The sequence below is a fragment of the Kitasatospora sp. NBC_00458 genome (assembly GCF_036013975.1).
Lineage (GTDB): Bacteria > Actinomycetota > Actinomycetes > Streptomycetales > Streptomycetaceae > Kitasatospora.
On the sequence record NZ_CP107904.1, the window covers coordinates 395,224 to 415,866 of the forward strand.

Genomic DNA, 20,643 nt, shown 5'->3' on the forward strand with positions numbered 1-20,643 from the left:
ATTCCGGGTGCCGCCGGGGTGACCGGCTGCCGCCGCTGCGGGCCCGCCCGCTCTGCCGGATGCCCTGACCTGGCGCGTCCCGCCCGTTCGGGAGGCTCCGCCTGGGTTCGCCCGGCGCCGGGCGTCGGGCGTCGGTCCGACGGGCTGACGGGCTGACGGGCTGACGGCTGGACGAATGAGCGGACAGGCGCGGCCTGGTGGCTGGCGGGCGTCCGGCCCCGGCGTCCGGCCCCGGCGCCGCAGGCCGTCGTCGGAATGCCGACCGACCACGACTCCCGCCGGTCCGGCGCGCAGCGCAGTGCCGCCCGAGGGCAGCAGCCGTGACGAGTCGGGCCGGTCCGTGGTCGAGGGGGCCTCGGCCGGGTCAGCCCCAGGTGAGCGGGTCGAGGTCGAGGTAGAACCGCAGGCGGTCGTGGTCGAGGGCGACGCCGTACCTCTCGGCGAGCGCCGCGTCCGCGGCCAGTGCCCGGTCCTCGTCGGTCCACGTCTCCCGGGCGTTGGCCAGGAGCAGCGCCAGGTCGGCGTGCCGGTCCGCCCGCCCGAGGCGGCCCAGGTCGATGAAGCCCGACACGTCCAGGCTCTGCGGGTCGAGCACGATGTTGGGCAGGCACAGGTCCCGTGGCAGACGACGGCGTCCTCGGCCTCCTGGTCCCGTCGGCGGGGGACCTGCGAGGTCAGGCGGGCCAGCAGCTCGGTCGGGGGCGTGTGCTGCTGCTCGTCCGGGAGGAACTCCGGGTTCACGGCTTCACGGGCGACGACGTCGCGCGCCAGGGCGACCATGGCGTCCAGGTCCCGCTGGAACGGGCACTCCGCCACGGGCAGCTCGTGCAGACTGCGGACCGCGTCCGCGATGCCCTCCCAGGAGTTCCACAGGTCCTCGGGTGACACCCGGTCAGCGGGCACGCCGCGGACGGCACCGGTCACCAGGCAGGATCCCGCATCGCCGTCGTACCAGTCGAGTGCGCGCGGGCCCGGTACGCCCCGGTCGCCCAGCCACGCGATCCGGTCGCGTTCGGCCGTCAGGTCGGCCGCGTCCACGGCGGGTACGCACTTGGCGTACCGGGCGCCGTCCGCACTGCGGAAGACGAAGGCCCCCGACTCGCCGGTGGTGACGGCCAGCCAGTCGCCACCGAGGCCGAACAGTTCCGGCGACACGGCCTGAGGTCCCGAGTGATCGTCCACAGCGGCCACCGTACCCGGCCCGGCCGTGCCCGCATTCGCCGGGCGCCCCGCCTGCGGCCGCCGCACGGCGTGCCCCCTGCTGCCCGGCCGGTTTCAGGCGGCGGCCGTCGGGGCCGGGGGATCCGAGCCACGGGGCGGGCCTGGCAGGACAGGGTGACCAGGACGCCCACGACCAGTCGGCGCGTCCGTCGGCAAGGGGCACGGCCGGATGCCGCGTCCTCCGTCGCCATCCTCCGTCGCCACCGCAGACCTCTTGCCAAAAAATATACAGACCGGTCTACTGAATCCAGCACACAGACCACTCCTCCTTCATCCGCCCCGACCTTCCGCCATGCCCGAAAAATATGCAGACCGGTCTACAGATTTATGTAGACCGGTCCACTGAAAAGGAGCCCACCTTGGCCGGCGCCCCAAACCCGAACCCGAACCCGCCCCAGCCCCAGCAAGCAAACATCGCCCCGGCCGACCACCCGCCGCGCACCCTCGTCCTGGGGGCCACCGGCTTCCTCGGCCGCTGGCTGCTCCTCGAACTCCTCGACCGGGGCGAGCCGGTGGCCGCCGCGGTCCGCACGGGTGCCGGGTCCCCGCGCGACCGCGAGCTCCGCGGCTGGCTCCGGGTCCACGGCGCCGACGACCGCACCCTGACCACCGTCGCCGCCGACCTCACCCTCCCCGGCCTGGGCCTGACACCCGAGGACGACGCCCGCCTCGCCGGCGTCCGCGACGTCCACAACCTCGCCGCCCTCTACCGCTTCGGCCTCGACCGCGCCGAGGCCCACGCCGCCAACGTGGACGGCGCACTCACCGCACTCCACTGGGCCGCCGGTCGACCGCACCTGCGGCGGCTCGTCCACCTCTCCGGGTACCGGGTCGGCCGGGGCGGCGCACCCCGCCACCCGCTGCCGCCCGCCGAGGCCGACGCGCTCTACGCCCGGCTCGGCGCGTACGAGGCGTCGAAGCAGCTCGGCGACGCCGCCGTCCGCGTCACGGCCGCCGAACTGGGCGTGCCGCTCACCACGGTCAACCCCAGCAGTGTGATCGGACATTCGGCCACCGGCGAGGCCGGGCAGTACCTGGGCCTGGCGGAGCTGGTCCGCCAGCTGTGGTCCGGCCGCCTCCCGCTCCTGCCCGGGACGGCGCGCACCCTCCTGCCGGTGGTCGCGGTCGACCACCTGGCCCGCTTCCTGGCCGCCGTACCGGAGTTCGACGACGGACCGGCCCACGCCCACACCGTCCTCGACCCCGCCACACCGCCGCTGCCCGCGCTGATCGCCCTGATCGCCGAACACCTGGGCGTTCCGGCGCCCCGCGGACTCGTCCCCGTCGGCCTGGTCAGGCGCCTGCCGACGGCCCTCACCGGCGCCGATCCGGAGACCCTCACCTTCCTCGTCGAGGACACCTACGACACCGCCTCGGCCGACCGGCTCGCCGAGGCCGCCGGACTCCACCACCCGCCCGTCGCCGACCTGTTGCGCCGCTGGGCCACCCGTCTGGTGGCCGACGGCTTCGGCGCCGCACCCGCCTCCGCCGCACCCACCGCCGTCGGCCCCGCCTCCGCGCACACCGGGGCGGCGGGCGGGTTCGCCGACGTCGCCGGCAGTCGCACCTACCTCCATGGGGACCGCCGGACCCCCCACTACGTCCTGCTCCCCGGCCCGGCCGCGGACACGGGCGCCTGGGCGGACCCCACCGCCCACCACGACTCCCGGACACTCACCGCCGACCTCCCCGGGCTCGGACGCTCCTCCCCCACCAAGGCCCCCGAGGCCGACTGGCTCCGGGAACTGCTCGCGCCGGTTCGGTCGCGCCCCGTCCTGGTGACCCACCAGGCCACCGCCGCAGTGGCGTTGGACTATGCTGCCGCCCACCCCGACCGGGTCACCGAACTGGTCATCGTGAGCACCGACGCCGCCGACGCCACAGACACCGCAGACGGCACTGGCAGCCCCGACCCCGCTCCCGCCCCCGCGTTCCACCGCCCCGGCGCCACCCGCCGCGCGACCCGCCGCCTCCGGGAGGCCCGGCGCCCCTCCCGCCGAAGGGAGTTGAGCCTCCTGATCGACGCCGGAACCGTCCCCGTCCGGGTCATCCCGCCCGAGCGCCTCCGGGACCTTCTCAGGACAGTCCCCGCCCTGGTGGGAGGCGAGTCGACGGTCTGACGCGAGGCCAACCGGGCCGGGGTCGGCGCGGCCCCGGACGCGGCCCGGACGTGGCCCGGACGCAGCCCGGATACAGGCGCCGACGCGGACGCGCCGGTGGGTGGCGTCGCGGATGCTGCGGCTGATCCGCAGGCATCGAAGGCCCCGGGCCCGGAGCCCCGGACCGGGCACGAACGAGGGCACGGGCACGGGCACGAACGCGGGCACGGAACCGGCAGCCCACGGGGTGATTCCCGTCCCACCGGCACCGAGCTCCGACCGATCGCCCTGCCGCCCTTCGCCGTTGCGAGCACAGGAGCCAAGTCCCGGCGGACGTCGCCGTCGCCCACCGCCCGCCGCCCGCCGCCGTACGGACGGGTCCTCGTGGGGTCAGCGGGCCCGGGCGGCGGCGGCCGGGGTGAGGTGGCGGGAGAGGACCTCCAGGGCGTCCGCGACCTCCCGCATCACCGTCGGGTCCGGCCCGGCGCCGTCGGTGCCGCCGAGTGCGGCGGCGAGCGCGGCGTCGATACCGGCGGCCCGGACCTCGGCCACCCGGGCGGAGGGCTCCTCGGTGGGGCGGACGAGTCGGCGTCGCCGGTCCCCGGGGTCGGGCTCGGTCTCCACGGAACCGGCCTCCACCAAACGGGCCACCGCGGTGGACACCTGACTCTGCGGCAGGCCGGTGCGGGCCGCGATCTCGCCGACCGTCGCCCCCGGGTGCGCCACGACGTCGCCGAGCGTGACGAGCACCGAGCGGACCGACCCCCGTGCCGCCGTCTCGGCCCCCGCCTCGGCCTCCGGTCGCGGCATCGCCTGCTCGCCGATCTTCATGAGGGTGCGACCGAGGAGGAACAGCTCGACTCCGTTCATGCCGGCAAGAATACATCCGCATAGATGCATCTCAATCAATACATCTATCTTGATCCATCTATTTAGATGCTCTATCGTCATGGCGGCGGACGGAGAAGCCGACCGCCGACACATCCAGGGGGCACACCGCCATGGCCACGCTCGCGAACTCCACCGCCCGGACCCTCACCGTGCCCGGCGCCGTTCTGCACTACCAGGTCAAGGGCAGCGGTCCCGTCCTCCTCCTCGCCCAGAGCGGCGAGGGCGACGCGGACCGCACCGTCGATCTCGTCCCGCACCTGACCGACGCCTTCACCGTCGTCACCTACGACCGCCGAGGCCTCTCGCGCAGCACCCTCGACGACCCCACCGACCCCGTCACCATGGCCGACCACGCCGACGACGTCGCACGGCTGCTCGCCGAAGTCGCCCACGGTCCGGCCTCGATGGCCGGGTTCAGCATGGGCGCCGCGATCGGCCTCCAGGTCGTGGCCCGCCACCCGGGTGTACTGAGCACGCTGATCGCCCACGAGCCCGTGATGCCGAACCTCCTGCCACCGGCGGACCGCGCGGAGCACAAGGCGGAACTGGCGGCCATCCAGGCCGCGTTCGCGGCCGGGGGCACCGCGGCGGCGTTCCCGGCGATCGCCCGGCACCTCGGGATCGACCCGGCCCACGACCGCACCGAGGAGGGGCTCACCCCTCAGCCGATGACGCCCCGTCGGGTGGCCAACTTCGGGTTCTTCATCGGGACGGAGTTCACGGCCGTCACCTCGGACCGCCTCGACCCGGCCCACCTCGCCCCCGCCGCAGCCCACTCGGGGACGCGGATCGTCCCGGCCGTCGGCCGGACCACCCGGCCGACCGTCCACACCTACCGATGTGCGCTCGCCCTGGCCGAGTTGCTGGGCACCGCCCCCGTGGCCTTCCCCGGCGGGCACAACGGCAACACCGCCTTCCCCCGCGCAACCGCCCTGTCCCTCAAGGCTCTGTGCTCCCGAAGCCGCCGCGAGGTGACAAGTAGCTCTCTCGGCAGCCGATTCGGGGTGTGATCGTCCTGACTTCGGCCGTCTTCGCGCCTTCTCCGATCTGGCCCCGTCACCTTGGTGGCGTTCATGGTGATCTCGAAGGGAGTGAGCGTGCGTCAGGACTGCGAGCCGGAGGCCCCGATCGAGCTCTGGACACTGCCGGACGACGAGAAGCGCCCGCGGAGCAGGTCCGGGGCGAACCGGCCGGGATTCGCGCTGCTGCTGGAGTTCTTCGAGGTGGAGGCCCGGCACCCGGAGAGCGTCTCGGAGATCCCGACACCGGCGGTGGCGTACGCGGCTCAGCAGGTTCGGGTTCCGAGTGCATGGTGGAGCACACGCACCGAGCCCGGCTCGCGGAGTGGCCGGCCGGGGAGCTGCGCGAGGTGGTGCCGTCCGAGGAACGGTCGGCAGAGACGGTCGGCAGAGGCGGTGGCCACCCGGTGCCGCAAGGGCCGCCCGGGGCCGGGGTCCGAGCCGCACACGGGCAACCGGCTCGGCCCGGCCAAGGTGACCGTTCCGGGGCAGCCTGCGTCGCGTGACGGGCGCGCGGAGGCGACCGGAAGCGCCGAGGCGGGTCAGGCCCGCGCGGGGGCCTCCGCCGTGACGACATAGAGCGTCACCGCAGCGAAGAACGGACTCCGTACGAGCTGGTCCAGCCACCCGTCGGCCTGCCGACGGGTGAGGTAGCCGGCGGCCACGGCGCGCTCGGTGTTGCGCTGGAGACCGAGGACCTGGTCGGCGGCACGGACTTCGCGGAAGACCGAGGTGACCGGGACGACTGACGTGACGGTGAATCCTGCTTGCTCGGCGAGTCGGGGCAGTTGCCGCCCGACGACGGCATTGCGCACGATCCGGTCGGTGATATGGCGGGTGTACGCCCGGGCGACGTCCAGGTCCGGGTGGTCGACCGCGAGCGAGTCCCAGTCGGGCTCGGCCATGACGAGTCGGCCGCCTGGGCGCAGGACCCGCAGTGCCTCCGCCAGAACCCTGGGGACGTCGGCCACGTGTTGGAGCACGCGGTCGGTGCGTACCCGGTCCGCCGAGCACGGGGGGAACGGCAGCGCGTGCACGTCGGCCGTCAGCACACCGGCGTGTGGCAGGTCGATGATTCGGGTCAGCGCCTGACGGGTCATCCGAGGGTCGGAGTCGACTCCCAGAACCCTCCCTGCGGGTGCTGCCGCGCGTGCCAGCGCACCGAGGTCGGTGCCCGGGCCGCAGCCCAGGTCCAGGACGAGGTGGCCTGGCTGGACGGCCAGCGCGTCGAGTGCGGCCTGCTTGTAGGAGCGCGCGAGATCGGTCGTGGCGAGCCGATCCTGGTAGGCGGTCTTCTCGGGGACCACGGTCTCGAAGATGCGCCCCGTGACATGGGCGAGGGCCTCGATCTCGCCTTCGAGCGTCTCACGGCCGGCAACGGTCAGGCGCATCGGGCGTCGCCTGCCCTCTCCGTCCAGATACTCGATCAATCCCTTGCCGCGCAGCCGAGTCAGCGCGCTGGACAGGCTGCCGCGGCCGAGTCTCTCGCCGGTCATCCGTTCGATCGCGGTGTTGACGGCGTAGCCGTGCAGCGGACCGTCCGCCAGCACGGACAGGACGAGCATCTGGGCGTCGTTGGTACGCACTGGCACTCCCGGGCAGTGGACGGCGGGCTCCCCGATAACACGCGACGCGTGCTAATACTCCTTAGTATGCACGCTGCGGCCGGCCAGCGGCTGCCGCCCCGACCCGAAGGACTTCGATGGTGCGCGTAACCGACCCGCTCTACGCCCTGTACACCCGCCGGCTTCGCCGGCGACTCCAGGGCGGGGAGCTGCCCGGGCACATCGGACTGATCATGGACGGCAACCGCCGATGGGCGCGCCGGCAAGGCATCGGGAACCCGAGCCTCGGCCACAAGTACGGTGCCGAGCACGTGGAGAACGTGCTCTCCTGGTGCGAGGCCCTCCGGATCAGGCATGTCACCGTGTTCGTCTGCTCCGCGGAGAACCTCCAACGGCGCGGCGACGCCGAGGTCGCCTTCCTGATGCAGGTGATCGAGGAAGTCCTGACCCGGCACCTCACCAGGCCGATGCCGCGCTGGCGGGTGCACATCGCCGGAGCACTCGACACACTGCCCGACACCACCGCCCGCGCCCTCAAGGACGCGGTCGAGGCCACACGGGAGTGCCCCACCGGAGCGCACGTGACCCTCGCCGTCGGGTACGGCGGCCGCCAGGAGCTCGTCGACGCCATGCGCGATCTGCTGTACGCGCGGGCAGAGACCGACACGTCGATGCGGGACCTCGCCGCCCACCTGACCGCGGACGACATCGCCCGCCACCTGTACACCGCCGGCCAGCCGGACCCGGACCTCGTCATCCGCACCAGCGGAGAGCAGCGCATGTCGAACTTCCTGCTGTGGCAGAGCGCCTACTCCGAGCTGTACTTCAGCGAGGCGAACTGGCCGGCGTTCCGTGAAGTCGACTTCCTGCGTGCCGTGCGCGCGTACGCCGCCCGGCAGCGCCGCTACGGCGCCTGAGAAGCGGCGGCCCGCCATGACCGGTCTTGGAGGCGTCGCCAGGCAACCCGCCCCGGCACGGACCGGGCGGCTCGTGCTCCGTGAGCCCGAGCCGCCCGGGGCAGTGCGGCGTTCATCGAGCCGCCGGTGTCGCCGGAGGTGCACACCCACCTCGGCGGCCCCGACCGCGTGACGGGCTTGAGCGCGCGAGATGACCGAGGGGCCCGAGCCGTGGCCGGGGAGTGAAGTCGTCGATCTCGACGGGGCGATGATCGGCCGGATCCTGCTCAGGGGAGCGTCGGAGCACCATCGCCCGGCAGGTGCGATGCCCTGCTCGACGAGCGCGGCCCTTCGGACGCGCACCATCGCGGCGCAGCGCCGGGCCGCGGCCTCGGCTCAGAGGTCCACCCGTCAGGAGCCCCGGGCGCGGAGGATCAGGACGCGGAGGATCAGGACGCAGGGGTGCGGTGGGTGGCGCGGTAGCGGCCGGGGGCGGTGTGGAACTCGCGTTTGAAGGCCCTGGCGAAGGCGTACTCGGTGGTGTAGCCGACCTGTTCGGCGACGGTGCGCAGGAGCAGGTCGGTCTCGCGGAGGCTACGGGCGGCGAGGGTCATCCGCCACCAGGTGAGGTAGCCGAGCGGTGGACGGCCGATCGTCGCGGTGAAGCGCTGGGCGAAGGCCGTGCGGGAGAGCCCGGCGCGGTCGGCGAGGGACTGCACGGTCCACGGCGCCGCCGGTTCCCGGTGGACGGCGCGCAGGGCCGCCGCCAGGGCCGGGTCGTGAAGGGCTGCGCCCCAGCCGGTGGTGTGCTGTTCGGCCTGGCGTTCGTGCCAGGCCCGCAGGACGTAGAGCAGCAGGACGTCCAGCAGCGCGGTGAGGACGCCGGGAGCGCCCGCCCGTTGCCCGGTGGCCAGTTCGCGGCGGAGCAGGTCGACGGCGCCGCGCAGTTCCGGGGACTGCCGGTCGTCGCCCGGGAGGTGGACGAGGTCGGGCAGTTCGGCGAGCAGCGGGTGGGCGCGCGCGTGGTCCAGGCGGTAGGCACCGCACAGCATCCTCGTGGTCCGGCCCGTGCCGACCGTCTCCCGCGGGCCGGGGCCGCTCAGTGGCGTGGTCGGGGTGTCCGCGATCGCGTGCCCCAACTCCCTTGGCAGGAAGGCCACATCGCCTTCGACGAGCCGGACGGGCTCGCCGCCGGCCGGAATCAGCCAGCAGGTCCCCTCCGTGATCACGTGGAATCCGGCCCCCTGCTGCGGGTCGAAGCGGATGCCCCAGGGGGCGCGCAGCTCGGTCACCGAGGAGTGCGGGGTGCCGGTGCGCATCGCGGAGACGGCGTCGCTGATGATGTCCACCACCTCAACGTACCTCCGGTCCACGGCCGTCCGGGGACGCCGGTGGGCGTCTCCGGGTCTCCGTGCGCGTCCGGCGACGCGTCCGGCGTCGTGTCGTGTCGGGCGTCGCGTCCGGTGTCGTGGCCGTTCCGTCGACGCCGGACGAACGGACATCCGGCCCGGACGGTGGGGCATCCACCGTCGCCCCCGCCCTGCCTACGGTGGTGATCAGGTTCGAGCGGCGCACGTCGCCGCCGTGGAACAAGCTTGGGGAGATGGGAAGATGAGGATCGCCGTCCATGGCGCGACCGGATTCACCGGCGGGCTCGCCGTCGCGGAGCTGGTCCGGCGCGGGATCACGCCCGTGCTGGTGGGCCGCAGTCCGGAACGGTTGAAGGCGGTGGCCGCCGAGCGGGCCCCCGGCGCCGAGGTGCGGGTAGCCGAAGTGCGGGTAGCCGGGGCGGGCGGGAGCGGGGGCGCCGACCGGGTGGCGGACGAGGACCTGGCCGCCGCGTTCGCCGACTGCGACGCGGTGGTGAACTGCGCGGGCCCGTTCGACCTCTGGGGCGAACCGGTGGTGCGCGCGGCGATCGCCGCCGGTGCCCACTACGTCGACACCACCGGCGAGCAGCGCTACCTCCGGCGGGTGCTGGACACCTTCGGCCCGGAGGCCGGGCGTGCCGGGGTGAGCGTCGTCCCCGCGATGGCGGACGACGGCGGGCCGGGCGACCTGATCGCCCGGCTGACCGCGGACCGGCTCGGCGGACCGGTCGACGACCTGCTGGTCGCGGACCTCCGGCGGCCGGACGGCGGGGCCTCCCGGGGGACGGGCCGGTCGATGGCCGCGGCGTTCTCCGCGGGCGCGCTGGAGTACTCCGACGGCGGCTGGCACCTGCTGGACGCTCCCGTGGAGGATTCGCTGGTTCCGCCCGGCGAGGAGGACGCCGTCCCCGTGACGACGTTCGCCCTGCCCGGTGTGGTCACCGTTCCCCGGCACCTGGCCGTGCGCCGGGTGCGCAGCGCAGTCCGCACGGAGGTGGCCGGGCTGTTCTCGGCGCTGACCCCGGAGGTCGTCGCCGGCCTGCCCGAGTCCGTCCCGGAGGAACTGCGCCGGTCCGGCGTCTGGCTGATGGCCGTCCACGCCACGGGCGTCGACGGCCGCCGGGCCCGGGGGTGGGTGACGGGGACGGACGCGTACGGGCTCACCGCGGTGATCGCCGTGGAGGGAGCGCGTCGTCTCGCCACCGGGGAGGACGCCGCCCGCCCCGGTGTGCTCACCCCCGCCCAGGCCTTTCCCCCGGCGGCCTTCCTCGACTTCCTGGCCCCGTACGGCGTCGACTGGCGCGTGGAGGAGGTGGTGGGGGGCGAGGGGGACGGGGGCGCCGGCGGGCGCTGATCCCCTGCGGCGGCGCCGTCCCGGCCTCACCCCGGCCTCGCCCCGGCCTCCTCCCGGCCGCAGCGGGGTGCGGCCGGGCGCGGGCGGCGGGGTGCGGGCGGCGGGGTGCGGGAGGGTTGACGGTACGGCGGGGATCACGAACGATCGGCGGTCATGACGACAACCGGTGGAACACCGCCCGCACCCGCCGCCGCACGGCCCGTCGCGCTGGTGACGGGGGTCGGGCGCACGGTCGGGATCGGTGCCGGAATCGCCTGCCGACTCGCCGCCTCGGGCTGGGACATCGCCTTCACCTACTGGACGGCCTACGACCGGAGGATGGCCTGGGGCGCCGAGGCGGGCGCCGCCGAGGCCGTCGGGCGGGCCCTCGCCGAACGGGGTGCGGGGGCCCTCGCGATCGAGGCGGACCTGGCCGATCCGGCGGCGCCGGGGCGGGTGTTCGACGAGGTCGAGCGGCGGTTCGGCGGCACGACGGCGTTGGTGCTGTGCCACTGCGAGTCGGTCGATTCGGGTCTGCTCGACACCACGGTGGAGAGCTTCGACCGGCACTTCGCGGTCAACGCGCGGGCGAGTTGGCTGCTGGTCCGCGAGTTCGGGCGGCGGTTCGCCGGGGCGGCGGGGAGCGGTCGGATCGTCGCGCTGACCAGCGACCACACGGTGGGCAACCTGCCGTACGGGGCGAGCAAGGGGGCGCTGGACCGCATCGTGCTGGCGGCGGCGGGCGAGTTCGCCCGCCTCGGTGTCACCGCCAACGTCGTCAACCCCGGTCCGGTGGACACGGGTTGGATGACGGAGGAGGTGCGGGACGCGGTCCTGCGGCGGACCCCGCTCGGTCGGCTCGGCACCCCGCAGGACACCGCGCACCTCGTGGACTTCCTCTGCTCGCCGCAGGGGCAGTGGGTCAACGGGCAGGTGCTGATGAGCAACGGCGGCTTCGCCCCGGCCTCCGGCTGAGCAGCCCCGGCGTCCCCGGCGTGCTGCGTCCAGCGGGTACCGGGCGACGTGCGGGGCGCGGGGCGGCGCGACGTGCGGGGCGCAGCGACGACCTTCGCGCGTCAGGCCGACCCGCCCCCGGGGGCCGAGGTCCGGAGGACGAGTTCCGTCCACCGCACGTCCGTGCGGCCGTGCAGGTCGGCCCGTTCGGTGCGCAGGAGCGGGGAGAGGCCGCGGGCGCGGGCGAGTTCGACCGTCTCGTCGGCCGACACGTCGAACATCCGCCGCCCGGGCGGGACGGGACCGTGCCGCAGGGTGAGGTGGAGGTGCCCGGCCGGGGCGAGCAGCTCGGCCAGCGCGTCCAGTGCCGACGGCCGTTCGTCGGCGGCCAGGTGCATCCACACGGCCGTCAGCAGGACCAGGTCGAACCGCTCCCCCGCGGCGCGCAGCCGGGGCAGTCCGGGCAGGGCGTCGTCCACCCAGCGCACGCCGCAGCCGGCGTGCAGCCGCTCGCCGATCCGGCGCAGCTCGGGCGTCGGTTCGGCGGCGACCACCCGGTGGCCGAGGGCGGCCAGCGCGGCGGCGTCCCGTCCGGTGCCGGCGCCGACGTCGAGCACGGCAGCGGGCTCGGCGGGGAAGAGGTGCAGGGTCTCGCGGTGGACCTCGGCGAAGGTCACGGCCTCGTACTGCTCCGCGAGCCGTTCGGCCTCCTCGCCGTACCCGGCCGTGCTCGTCCGTCCGCCCATTCGCGTCTCCCCCGTGACCGGCCCGTCCTGCCCCGTATCGCCCGCCGCGGCCGTGCGGCGGAGGCGGACGGTGTGTCAACGGGCCGCAGGTCGGCGTGCGGACGTCGGGCACCGACGTCGACGGGTGGCGTCAACGGGCGGCGTCAACTGTACCGGTCGGCCGTCACGCCTCCGGGGTCAGGCCTCGCCGGGGTGCCAGGCGGGCCATTCCCAGGGGCGGTCGGTCCACCGGACGCGGACGGCGTCGTGGGGGTCGAGGTCGGGGAAGAGCTGATGGATGCGCGGTTCGAGCTCCTCCGGGCCGAGCGGTTCCCAGCCGTGGCCCTCGAAGCGGACCAGCCGGTAGCGGCTGTCCGTGCGGAACTCGGCGATCTCGACCAGGGCCTTCGTGGTGCCGGACGTGCTGTTGGTTTCCATGCCCCCCAGCATGTGGCGGACCTCCGGTGACCGCACCCGGGGTACGGCAGGCAGCGTACGACCGGGGCACCCGCGAGCCGTGAGAACCCTTCGTCCGGGTCATGTCCCGTCGTCGGTGCACTCGTTGAGTACGGCGAGCGGGTGGCCGGCGCCGTACGGGGTTCGCTCCCGTACGACCCGGCACCGGCGGGGCCACCGCTCGTCGACGGGCGGAGAAGGCTGCGACGGCAGGAGGACGAGGACATGAGCGGGCAACCGGCAGGCGGCGGGCACCCCCCAGGTGGCGGACGGCAGGCGGGCGGAGAGCGGTGGCAGTGGCCGGAGCAGGCGTGGCAGCCGCCGCCGGTCCCGGCCCCTCCGCCCGCCGGTCCCCCGGCGCCCTGGACGGTACCGGCGGCGGCGCCCGCTGCCGCGGTCCCACCGGGGCAGCGGCCGCGCTGGGTGTGGGCTGCGGGTGCCGCCGGGATCGTCGCAGGGCTGGCGGCCGTGCTGGCGATGTGCGGGCCCGGGGGCGGTGACGAGTCGTCCGGGGTGGTGGCGTTCCCGGCGACGTCGCCGGTGCCCGGTCCCTCCTCGTCGGTCCCCCCGGCGCCGGCCCTGCTGCCGGTTCCGGCCCCCTCGCCGCTGCCGTCGCCGACCGCGGCCGGGGACGGACCGCCGTCGGCCGCCGCGGGCTCCCGGCTGTCCGCGCGGTCCGGGCCGCCGGGGAGCAGCGCGTCCCCGGCGGCGGAGGACGACCACGCCGCGACGCCCCGGCCGAAGCCGGGCCGGACACCGCGCCCGGCGCCCACCCGCACCGCGAGCGCCTCGGGCAGCGCCTCCGCGCCGGCGGGGAGACCGGCGCCCGCCCCCGCCTCCACGCCCGGGCCGGGAACGAACGCCCCTCCGTTGCCCCCGGCGCCCACCGCTGCGCCGGGGTCGATCTGCGAGCAGGCGGAGCGCATCGGCCGCTGGCCGGCCGGTTCCGAGCAGGCGCGGCTCTGCCACGGCATCTACGGCTGAGGCGGCGCGGTCCCGAGGACGGGGCGCGGTGCAAGGAGCAGGGCGCAGCGGGCGGGATGCGGCAGGAACGGCGGGGTCCGCCCGGCGACCTGCTGCCGGGCGGACCCCGCCGTACGACTCGTGCCGTTGCGACTCCTGTCGTGCGACTCCTGGCGCCCGGGCCTCGCCGGCCGGAGTGCACGGGCGGGAGGGGCTGAGGGGGCCCGGCCCCGGGCGACGGCCCCGCCCGTCCAGGACCGGCCCCGGACGGACGGACACCGGCCGCCCGGGTGGGCGCCCGTCGACCGCGTACCACTGTGGCAGGGGCGGTCCGCGTGGTCGGCAGCCCAGCCGGGCCCCGTACCGGTCCGGTCATGCCCGCCCGGACGGCCCGCCACGACGGCCCCGGTCCGACCTTCACCGGCCGCGCCCCGACCGGTCTTCCTCCCCCCAGCGCTTCCCGTCAGCGCTTCCCGTCAGCCCTGCCCGGTCAGCAGCGCCTGGTCCAGACGCGGGGCGAGGACCCGGGCGAGGGTGTCGGTGATGTGCCCGGTGTCGCGGTAGAGGATCACTCCCTCCAGGACGGAGGGGCAGTCCGGACCGGTGCCGGGGCAGAGCAGCGAACCGAGGTCGAGGACGCGGACGCGGTAGCGCTCGGCGAGGCCGCCGTCGATCAGCGGGTCCCGTTCGAAGGCCGACTCACGGGGGAAGAAGCAGGCGTCCGAGCGGCCGTCGGAGGCGGCCAGGCAGGTGGGGATGTCCTTGCCGGGCATCGGCGTGTCACCCAGGTAGGCGAGCGGTGTGCCGAGCGCGGCCAGGCGGTCGAGCGTGCGGGTCCAGCCCTCGGTGCGCTCGTCCTGGCCCCCGTACCGGTTGAGGCCGGCCATCAGGACCAGGCGCGGCTTGGGACCGACGGCCAGCCGGGTGAGGGTGTTCTCGCGCCAGCGGTCGCACTCGTCGAAGGTGCGGCCGAGCACGTTGTTCCGCACCGTCAGGGTCGCCAGCGGGCAGCCGGGCTTGACCAGCACCTCCAGTGCCCAGTGCCGCTGTTCGGCCATGGCGAGGGCGGCGGAGATCCACTGGCCGGCGTGCGAGTCGCCGATCAGGACGATCCGGTCCGGGCTGGACTCGGTGCCGAACAGGCAGCGCGGGCTGTTCTCCGCGGCGAGCGGGATCTCGCAGCCCTTGCCGGGAGGGAAGTCCTCCCGGGCACGGGCGAGCGAGGGGGTGAGCGCGAGGACCCGGGTGCCCGGGGCCAGCAGGCCCGGGCCGTCGACGGCGCCGGCCGGGGCGACGGTGGGCGCGTTCGGGTCGCCGAGTGCCCGGACGGTGCCGCCGCCCAGGGTGAGTCCGGCGATCAGCGGGATGACCAGGGCGCTCGCGCCGACCGCGAGGCCGCGGCGCGGGGCCGGGCTGCTGCCGTACCGCAGCGGCTGTTCGACCAGGCGCATGGTGAGCCAGGCCGGCAGCGCCGCGGCCGCCGTGAGCAGGACCAGGGTGGTCCACGGGAGGGCGCCGTAGCGGGCCTGGGCGATGGTCAGGACCGGCCAGTGCCAGAGGTACCAGGCGTAGGAGAGCCGGCCGGCGGCGCGCAGCGGGCCGGTGGCCAGCAGTCGGCCGGCGTCCGCCGGACCGAGCGCGCGGTGGGCGGGGCCGACCAGCAGGACGACGGCGGTGCCGAGGACGGGCAGCAGGGCGGCGCTGCCGGGGAACGGCGTGTTGCGGTCGTAGCGGAAGACCGCGACCACGACGGCGGCGGCGCCCGCCCAGCCGAGGGCCCGCAGTGCCCAGCCGCCGAGGCGCGTGCCGGGGCCGCCGCGCCCGAGCCGGGCGCCGAGCGCCGGCGCGGCCAGGGCGGCGCAGGCGCCGGCGGCGAACTCCCAGAGGCGGCTCGCAGTGGAGAAGTAGCCGAGCGGCGCGGACCCGGCCGTCCAGCGGATGCAGAGGAACAGGGAGACGCCGCCGATGGCGAGGGTGGCGACGGAGATCGCGGTGGTGCGGCGGCGGCCCACCAGGTAGCGGGCGAGACCGAGCAGCAGCACGCCCCAGAGCAGGTAGAACTGGTTCTCCACACCGAGCGACCAGAAGTGCTGGAGCGGGCTCGGGTCGCGTTCGGCGGCGAGGTAGTCGGTCTGCTGGCCGACGAACCGCCAGTTGGCGAACTGTCCGGCGGAGGCGATCAGGTCGCGGGCCAGGTCGGTGCCGCGCAGCGGGTCGAGCAGCGCGCCGCCGGCGAGGGCGGTGGCGACCAGGACGACGGCCGCGGCGGGCAGGATCCGGCGGGCCCGGCGGGACGCGAAGTCCCACAGGCCGATCGGGCGGGCCAGCAGCAGGCCGGTGATCAGGAACCCGGAGATGACGAAGAAGATGTCGACGCCGACGTAGCCGCCGGTGAAGGCGGGGACGCCCGCGTGGAAGGCGAGGACGGAGAGCACGGCGACGCCGCGCAGGCCCTCGATGTCGGGGCGGAAGGCGGCCCTGGGCCGGTCGGCCGACCGGGTGGTGGCAGCTTCCGCGCTGCGGGCCGGTTCGACGGCGGACCCGGCGGTCGCGGCGCCGACGGTCGCGGCGCCGACGGTCGTCGAGGCGACGGTCGCCGTGGCGACGGCGGTGAGAGCGGCAGCGGTGGAGCCGCCGGCATCGGCGGCGGTCAGGCCGACGGCCCGGCGCAGCGCGGGGTCGGCGGGAGGGCCGGGCGTGAGGTCGACGGGGAGGAGTTCGTTGCTGGCGGCGGACGGTGACGTGGCGTCACCCTGGCGGGCGGCGGCGCGAGACGGCTCGGCGCCCGGTGGTACGGCCGTTGACACGGCGGTGCTCCTTGCAAGGGCTGGCAGCGGTGGTCGGGGCCGCCGGGCCGATGGGGCGGCCGGGCGGCGGGTCCGCGCCGGTGGGGCGACGCGCAAGGATGAGGAGATGGGGAGAAGAGGGGGAGGAAAGGGTTCTCTGACGATCAGTCAGAAGATGAGCGGGTCGGCCCAGCCGGACGCCAGCAGGCCGCAGAGCAGCAGCACGGCGGTGACGGCGACCGACTCGGCCCGGCCGAAGCGCAGTTCGGCGGCGTCGGATCCGGCGGTCCGGTCCTCCGCGGGGCGGGCGAGGTCCGCGACGGTGGCGCCGTTGCCACCCCGGAGCAGCGGCCAGAGGGCCCTGATCAGCGGAACCATGGTGTAGGTGGTCAGCGCGAGGAGCGCGGCGAGCGCCCAGTACGGCTGCCAGCCGTGCAGCGAGACGGCACGGACGAGTCCGACCGCGCCGGCCACGATGACGAGGCCGAGCCAGCCGACGCCGATCCGGGCGACCGCCCGGGCCAGCGAGGTGCCGCCGGAGACCGCGCCGGTGGGGACCCACTCGGCGCTGCGCCGGCGGAGCGCGTGCGCGATGGCGACCACGTGGCAGAGCCCGCCGAGGAGTTGGACCCGGGTGACCTCGAAGCGCCAGCGGGTGCGGGACATCGCGGGCAGCAGGACGAGCGAGACCCAGATCGGCGGCAGGAAGGGCAGGACCTGCCAGGGGGCGATCTCGTCGGGCCGGAAGAACAGCATGATCAGCGCCGGCAGCGGGACGGCGAAGACGTTCACCGCGCTGGTGAGGTAGCCGAGGATGCCGTTCCAGAAGCAGAGCCGGGCCGAGCGGGGCAGCGGGCCGCGCCGGAAGTCGGGGTCCCCGACCAGCGCGAGCGAGCCGAGGCACCAGCGGTACTGCTGGCTGATGAACGCGGGCAGGCCGGTGGGCGACATGCCCTTGGCCAGCAGGGCCGGCACGTACCGGGTGGTCCACCCGGCGCGGGCGAGCGAGAGGCCGGTGTAGAGGTCCTCGCTGTGGTCGATCTCGGCGAAGCCGCCGACGCGTTCGAGCGCGGCGCGCCGGTAGAGCGCGTTGGTGCCGCAGCAGACGGTGCCGTCCTGGGCGTCCCGGGAGGGCTGGATCCAGCGGTAGAAGATCTCCTGGGTGGCTCCGGCCGCGCGCTCCAGCCAGGACATCCCGGGGTCGGTGTCGAAGCACTGCGGGCTCTGCACGATGCCGACGTTCGGGTCGTCGAGGTACGGCACGAGGTGGTGCAGGAAGTCCGGTCGCGGGCAGAAGTCGGCGTCGAGGACGGCGATGATGTCGCCGGTCCCCTCGGCCAGGCCGTGGTTGAGGTTGCCGGCCTTCTTGAAGCGGCCCCGGTCGGGGCGGGCCCGGTACTCGAAGCCGTAGGACTCGGCGAGTTCGCGCACCTCGGGCCGGTCGGCGTCGTCGAGGACCAGGACGGTGAGCCTGCCCGGCCAGCGGACGGCCGCGGTGTGCCGGTAGGCGTTGTCCAGGACGTCGAGCGGTTCGCCCGCGGTGGGCAGCAGCAGGTCGACGCCGGGGGTGAGGGCGGGTCGCCAGGCCCGGACCAGCAGGTCGTGCGAGTCACGGGTGAAGCGGCGCGAGCGCTGGCCGTCGGCGATGGAGAGCAGCCAGGTCGCGGCGTTGAGCACGGTGAGCACCAGGAACGGCCAGAGCAGCGGCCGGCTGAGTGCGAAGAGGCCGAGCGTCGCGGTGGCGCCGGCGTAGGAGAGGGTCGCGCAGAGCAGCACCCACCGGCGCTGCGGTCCGAAGTACCAGTAGAGCTCGTGGTCGTCGGGCGGGCTGGGCAGCCGAGACGGTCCGTCGCCGGGCCGGTCGCCGGGTATTCGGCGGGCACGGCGCGGACCGGTGTCGGATGCGGACATGGCGTTGCCATGGAGTACGGGCATGCGGAAATGGCCCCCCTGGGCTGGGACGGAACGTGACCGTGCGTCGCCAGCCTCTCACAATGGCCTAGACCAATCGTGAACGAGGTATGACGTCCATGCATCGCCGCAGGTCAGGACTTTGACGACATGTCAGATTCGTGCACGTCCTGACGATATGTCACCGCTACCGGACGGTAAGCGCCTTGATCAGCTTCTCGAACCGCAGGTCGGGGCGGAGCGGGATCCCGAACCGCTCGTCGCCGTACGGGAACGGGGAGTAGACACCGGTCCGATGGAAGCCCCGGCGCTCGTACCAGGCGATCAGGTCCGACCGCTGCTCGATCACCGTCATCTCCAGCTCGGCCGCGCCCCACTCCTCGCCCGCGAACCGCTCGGCCTCCTCCAGCACCGACCGCCCGACACCGCCGCCCTGGCGGCCGGGACGCACCGAGAACATGCCGAAGTAGGCGTGCTCGCCCCGGCGCTCCAGCTGGCAGCAGGCGAGCAGCTCGCCGCCCCGCTCGGCGAGCAGCACCACACCGTCGGGGTGGGTGACGGCCGCGGTGACGCCCTCGACGTCGGTGCGCTGGCCCTCCAGCAGATCGGCTTCGGTGGTCCAACCGGCCCGGCTGGCCTCGCCCCGGTAGGCGGACTCGACCAGCTCGACCAGGGCGGCGACGTCGGCCGTGGTCGCGGGGCGGAAGGTGAGGCGGTCGGCCGCGGTCTCGGCGGCCTCTCGGGTGGTCTCGGGCACGAGGTTCCTCGTCTCACGATGGTCCGGGCGGTGGCCCGGACGGGCGGCGGCCGTTCGGGCCGATCCCTGGCATCGTGCCACAGCGCCGCCCCGCGCCCACCCGGCGCCGACCTGCGCGGAGCCCCCGGGCACCGGACCCTCGGCCGGACCCGCCGCACGGGAGCGCCGCCACCTCCCGCGAACCGCCCCGCCCCGATCCGCCGTGGCCCCTTCCTCGACCCCCACCCCGGTCCACGCCCAGGTCCACGCCCAAGTCCCCGCCCCGGTCCACGCCCCGGCCCGCCCGCCGTCCTGGTGCGCCGCACCATCCACCGCGCCGTCCGCCACGCCGTCCAGCACCCGGACGTCCACCCGACCTCCGGAGCGCCTCGGGCAGGATGACCTTGACAGCTGACCGTGACACCCGTCGGACCACCCGCACCCCGGAGGCCCCATGACCGTCGTCGAGATCCCCGGCTCCAAGTCCGTGACGGCCCGCGCGCTCTTCCTCGCGGCGGCCGCCGACGGCACCACCACCCTGCTCCGCCCGCTGGTCTCCGACGACACCGACGGCTTCGCCGAGGGCCTGCGCACCCTCGGCTACGCGCTCACCCGCGAGGCCGACCGCTGGCTGGTCGAGGGCCGCCCGCAGGGCCCCGCCGCCGACGCCGAGGTCTACTGCCGCGACGGCGCGACCACCGCCCGCTTCCTGCCCGTCCTCGCCGCCGCGGGGCGCGGCACCTTCCGGTTCGACGCCTCCGCCCAGATGCGCCGACGCCCGCTCGGCCCGCTCACCGAGGCGCTGCGCACCCTCGGCGTGGAGCTCCGGCACGAGGAGGCCGAGGGCCACCACCCGCTGCGGATCACCGCCGACGGGGTCCTGGGCGGCGAGCTCACCCTGGACGCGAGCCTCTCCTCCCAGTACCTGACCGCGCTGCTGCTGCTCGGGCCGCTCACCGACAAGGGCCTGCGGATCACCGTCACCGACCTCGTCTCGGCGCCGTACGTCGAGATCACCATCGCCATGATGCGGGCCTTCGGCGCCACCGTGACCCGCACCGGCAAGGTCTTCGAGGTCGCACCGGGCGGCTACCGGGCGACCACCTACCCGGTCGAGCCGGACGCCTCCACCGCCAGCTACTTCTTCGCCGCGGCCGCTCTCACCGGCCACCGGATCACCGTGCCGGGACTGGGCCGTGACGCGCTCCAGGGCGACCTGCGGTTCGTCGACGTACTGGCCCGGATGGGCGCGCGGGTCGACGTCAGCGCCGAGCGGGTCACCGTCGAGGGCGCGCCGGACGGCCGGCTCGGCGGCCTCACCGTCGACATGCGCGACATCTCCGACACCATGCCGACGCTGGCCGCCATCGCACCGTTCGCCTCGGCGCCGGTGCGGATCGAGAACGTCGCCAACACCCGGATCAAGGAGTGCGACCGGCTGGAGGCCTGCGCCGGGAACCTCCGCCGGCTCGGGATCGACGTCGCCACCGGCCACGACTGGATCGAGATCCGGCCGGGGACCCCGCGCGCCACCGAGCTCGCCAGCCACGGCGACCACCGGATGGTGATGTCCTTCTCCGTCACCGGCCTGCGTACTCCCGGTATCACCTTCGACGACCCGGGCTGCGTGCGGAAGACCTTCCCGGGCTTCCACGAGGCGTTCGCGCAGCTGCGCGAGGGGTGGCCCACCGCCGTCTGACCCGCACCGGGCGCGCACT

At 75.0% G+C, this 20,643-nt stretch carries 14 protein-coding genes and 1 pseudogene; 6 read left to right on the plus strand and 9 right to left on the minus strand.

The features are described 5' to 3' along the window. Positions 1–364: 364 nt before the first annotated feature. A pseudogene (locus tag OG550_RS01745) lies at positions 365–1,182 on the minus strand (APH(3'') family aminoglycoside O-phosphotransferase). A 398-nt stretch (positions 1,183–1,580) separates the two neighbouring features. On the opposite strand from OG550_RS01745, the gene OG550_RS01750 reads away from it, so the two are divergent. Continuing rightward, a complete protein-coding gene (locus OG550_RS01750) occupies positions 1,581–3,341 on the plus strand; it encodes an SDR family oxidoreductase (protein WP_327673726.1) in 1,761 nt (586 codons plus the stop codon). Positions 3,342–3,710: 369 nt separating this feature from the next. Here OG550_RS01750 and OG550_RS01755 read toward each other — a convergent pair whose 3' ends face one another. Beyond that, a complete protein-coding gene (locus tag OG550_RS01755) occupies positions 3,711–4,190 on the minus strand; it encodes a MarR family winged helix-turn-helix transcriptional regulator (protein ID WP_327683638.1) in 480 nt (159 codons plus the stop codon). 131 nt (positions 4,191–4,321) lie between these two features. Here OG550_RS01755 and OG550_RS01760 point away from each other — a divergent pair, with 131 nt between their 5' ends. Then, a complete protein-coding gene (locus tag OG550_RS01760) occupies positions 4,322–5,221 on the plus strand; it encodes an alpha/beta fold hydrolase (protein ID WP_327673728.1) in 900 nt (299 codons plus the stop codon). Between the two features lie 551 nt (positions 5,222–5,772). Here the strand turns inward: OG550_RS01760 and OG550_RS01765 are convergent. Continuing rightward, positions 5,773–6,816: a methyltransferase domain-containing protein gene (locus OG550_RS01765; protein ID WP_327673730.1), complete on the minus strand. Its 1,044-nt coding sequence runs from the start codon at positions 6,814–6,816 to the stop codon at positions 5,773–5,775. Between the two features lie 119 nt (positions 6,817–6,935). On the opposite strand from OG550_RS01765, the gene uppS reads away from it, so the two are divergent. Next, on the plus strand, positions 6,936–7,712 hold the full coding sequence (uppS, locus tag OG550_RS01770) for a polyprenyl diphosphate synthase (protein ID WP_327683640.1): 777 nt from the start codon (positions 6,936–6,938) through the stop codon (positions 7,710–7,712). A gap of 428 nt (positions 7,713–8,140) precedes the next feature. Here uppS and OG550_RS01775 read toward each other — a convergent pair whose 3' ends face one another. Next, positions 8,141–9,040, minus strand: a complete 900-nt coding sequence (locus OG550_RS01775; RefSeq protein WP_327673732.1) for an AraC family transcriptional regulator — start codon at positions 9,038–9,040, stop codon at positions 8,141–8,143. A 262-nt stretch (positions 9,041–9,302) separates the two neighbouring features. On the opposite strand from OG550_RS01775, the gene OG550_RS01780 reads away from it, so the two are divergent. Together OG550_RS01780 and OG550_RS01785 are read left to right on the plus strand one after the other, a co-directional pair. Beyond that, positions 9,303–10,415: a saccharopine dehydrogenase family protein gene (locus OG550_RS01780; protein WP_327673734.1), complete on the plus strand. Its 1,113-nt coding sequence runs from the start codon at positions 9,303–9,305 to the stop codon at positions 10,413–10,415. Between the two features lie 153 nt (positions 10,416–10,568). Beyond that, positions 10,569–11,369 (plus strand): SDR family oxidoreductase, encoded by an 801-nt coding sequence (locus OG550_RS01785; RefSeq protein WP_327673736.1) that lies wholly within the window; start codon positions 10,569–10,571, stop codon positions 11,367–11,369. Between the two features lie 101 nt (positions 11,370–11,470). Here OG550_RS01785 and OG550_RS01790 read toward each other — a convergent pair whose 3' ends face one another. The 5 genes from OG550_RS01790 to OG550_RS01810 form a co-directional block, all read right to left on the minus strand. Continuing rightward, positions 11,471–12,094 carry a class I SAM-dependent methyltransferase gene (locus tag OG550_RS01790; protein WP_327673738.1) on the minus strand — a complete coding sequence of 208 codons (624 nt, stop codon included), beginning with the start codon at positions 12,092–12,094 and terminating at the stop codon, positions 11,471–11,473. 177 nt (positions 12,095–12,271) lie between these two features. Beyond that, entirely contained in the window at positions 12,272–12,511 is a 240-nt protein-coding gene (locus OG550_RS01795; RefSeq protein WP_327673740.1) for a hypothetical protein, read from the minus strand. A gap of 1,457 nt (positions 12,512–13,968) precedes the next feature. Continuing rightward, complete coding sequence (locus OG550_RS01800) at positions 13,969–16,299, minus strand: acyltransferase family protein (protein ID WP_327673742.1); 2,331 nt, start codon at positions 16,297–16,299, stop codon at positions 13,969–13,971. A gap of 147 nt (positions 16,300–16,446) precedes the next feature. Then, the gene (locus OG550_RS01805) at positions 16,447–18,189 is read right to left on the minus strand and encodes a glycosyltransferase family 2 protein (protein ID WP_327673744.1); all 1,743 of its coding nucleotides are present in this window, start codon (positions 18,187–18,189) and stop codon (positions 16,447–16,449) included. Positions 18,190–18,376: 187 nt separating this feature from the next. Next, the gene (locus tag OG550_RS01810) at positions 18,377–18,946 is read right to left on the minus strand and encodes a GNAT family N-acetyltransferase (RefSeq protein ID WP_327673746.1); all 570 of its coding nucleotides are present in this window, start codon (positions 18,944–18,946) and stop codon (positions 18,377–18,379) included. Positions 18,947–19,379: 433 nt separating this feature from the next. On the opposite strand from OG550_RS01810, the gene aroA reads away from it, so the two are divergent. Next, complete coding sequence (gene aroA / locus OG550_RS01815) at positions 19,380–20,624, plus strand: 3-phosphoshikimate 1-carboxyvinyltransferase (RefSeq protein ID WP_327673748.1); 1,245 nt, start codon at positions 19,380–19,382, stop codon at positions 20,622–20,624. Positions 20,625–20,643 lie beyond the last annotated feature (19 nt).

Bases quoted from the DNA above. Each gene is read 5' to 3' on its own strand.
- OG550_RS01805 (WP_327673744.1), bottom strand. From the start codon at position 18,189: ATGTCCGCATCCGACACCGGTCCGCGCCGTGCCCGCCGAATACCCGGC.
- OG550_RS01755 (WP_327683638.1), bottom strand. From the start codon at position 4,190: ATGAACGGAGTCGAGCTGTTCCTCCTCGGTCGCACCCTCATGAAGATC.
- OG550_RS01790 (WP_327673738.1), bottom strand. From the start codon at position 12,094: ATGGGCGGACGGACGAGCACGGCCGGGTACGGCGAGGAGGCCGAACGG.
- OG550_RS01780 (WP_327673734.1), top strand. From the start codon at position 9,303: ATGAGGATCGCCGTCCATGGCGCGACCGGATTCACCGGCGGGCTCGCC.
- aroA (WP_327673748.1), top strand. From the start codon at position 19,380: ATGACCGTCGTCGAGATCCCCGGCTCCAAGTCCGTGACGGCCCGCGCG.
- OG550_RS01795 (WP_327673740.1), bottom strand. From the start codon at position 12,511: ATGGAAACCAACAGCACGTCCGGCACCACGAAGGCCCTGGTCGAGATC.
- OG550_RS01760 (WP_327673728.1), top strand. From the start codon at position 4,322: ATGGCCACGCTCGCGAACTCCACCGCCCGGACCCTCACCGTGCCCGGC.
- OG550_RS01785 (WP_327673736.1), top strand. From the start codon at position 10,569: ATGACGACAACCGGTGGAACACCGCCCGCACCCGCCGCCGCACGGCCC.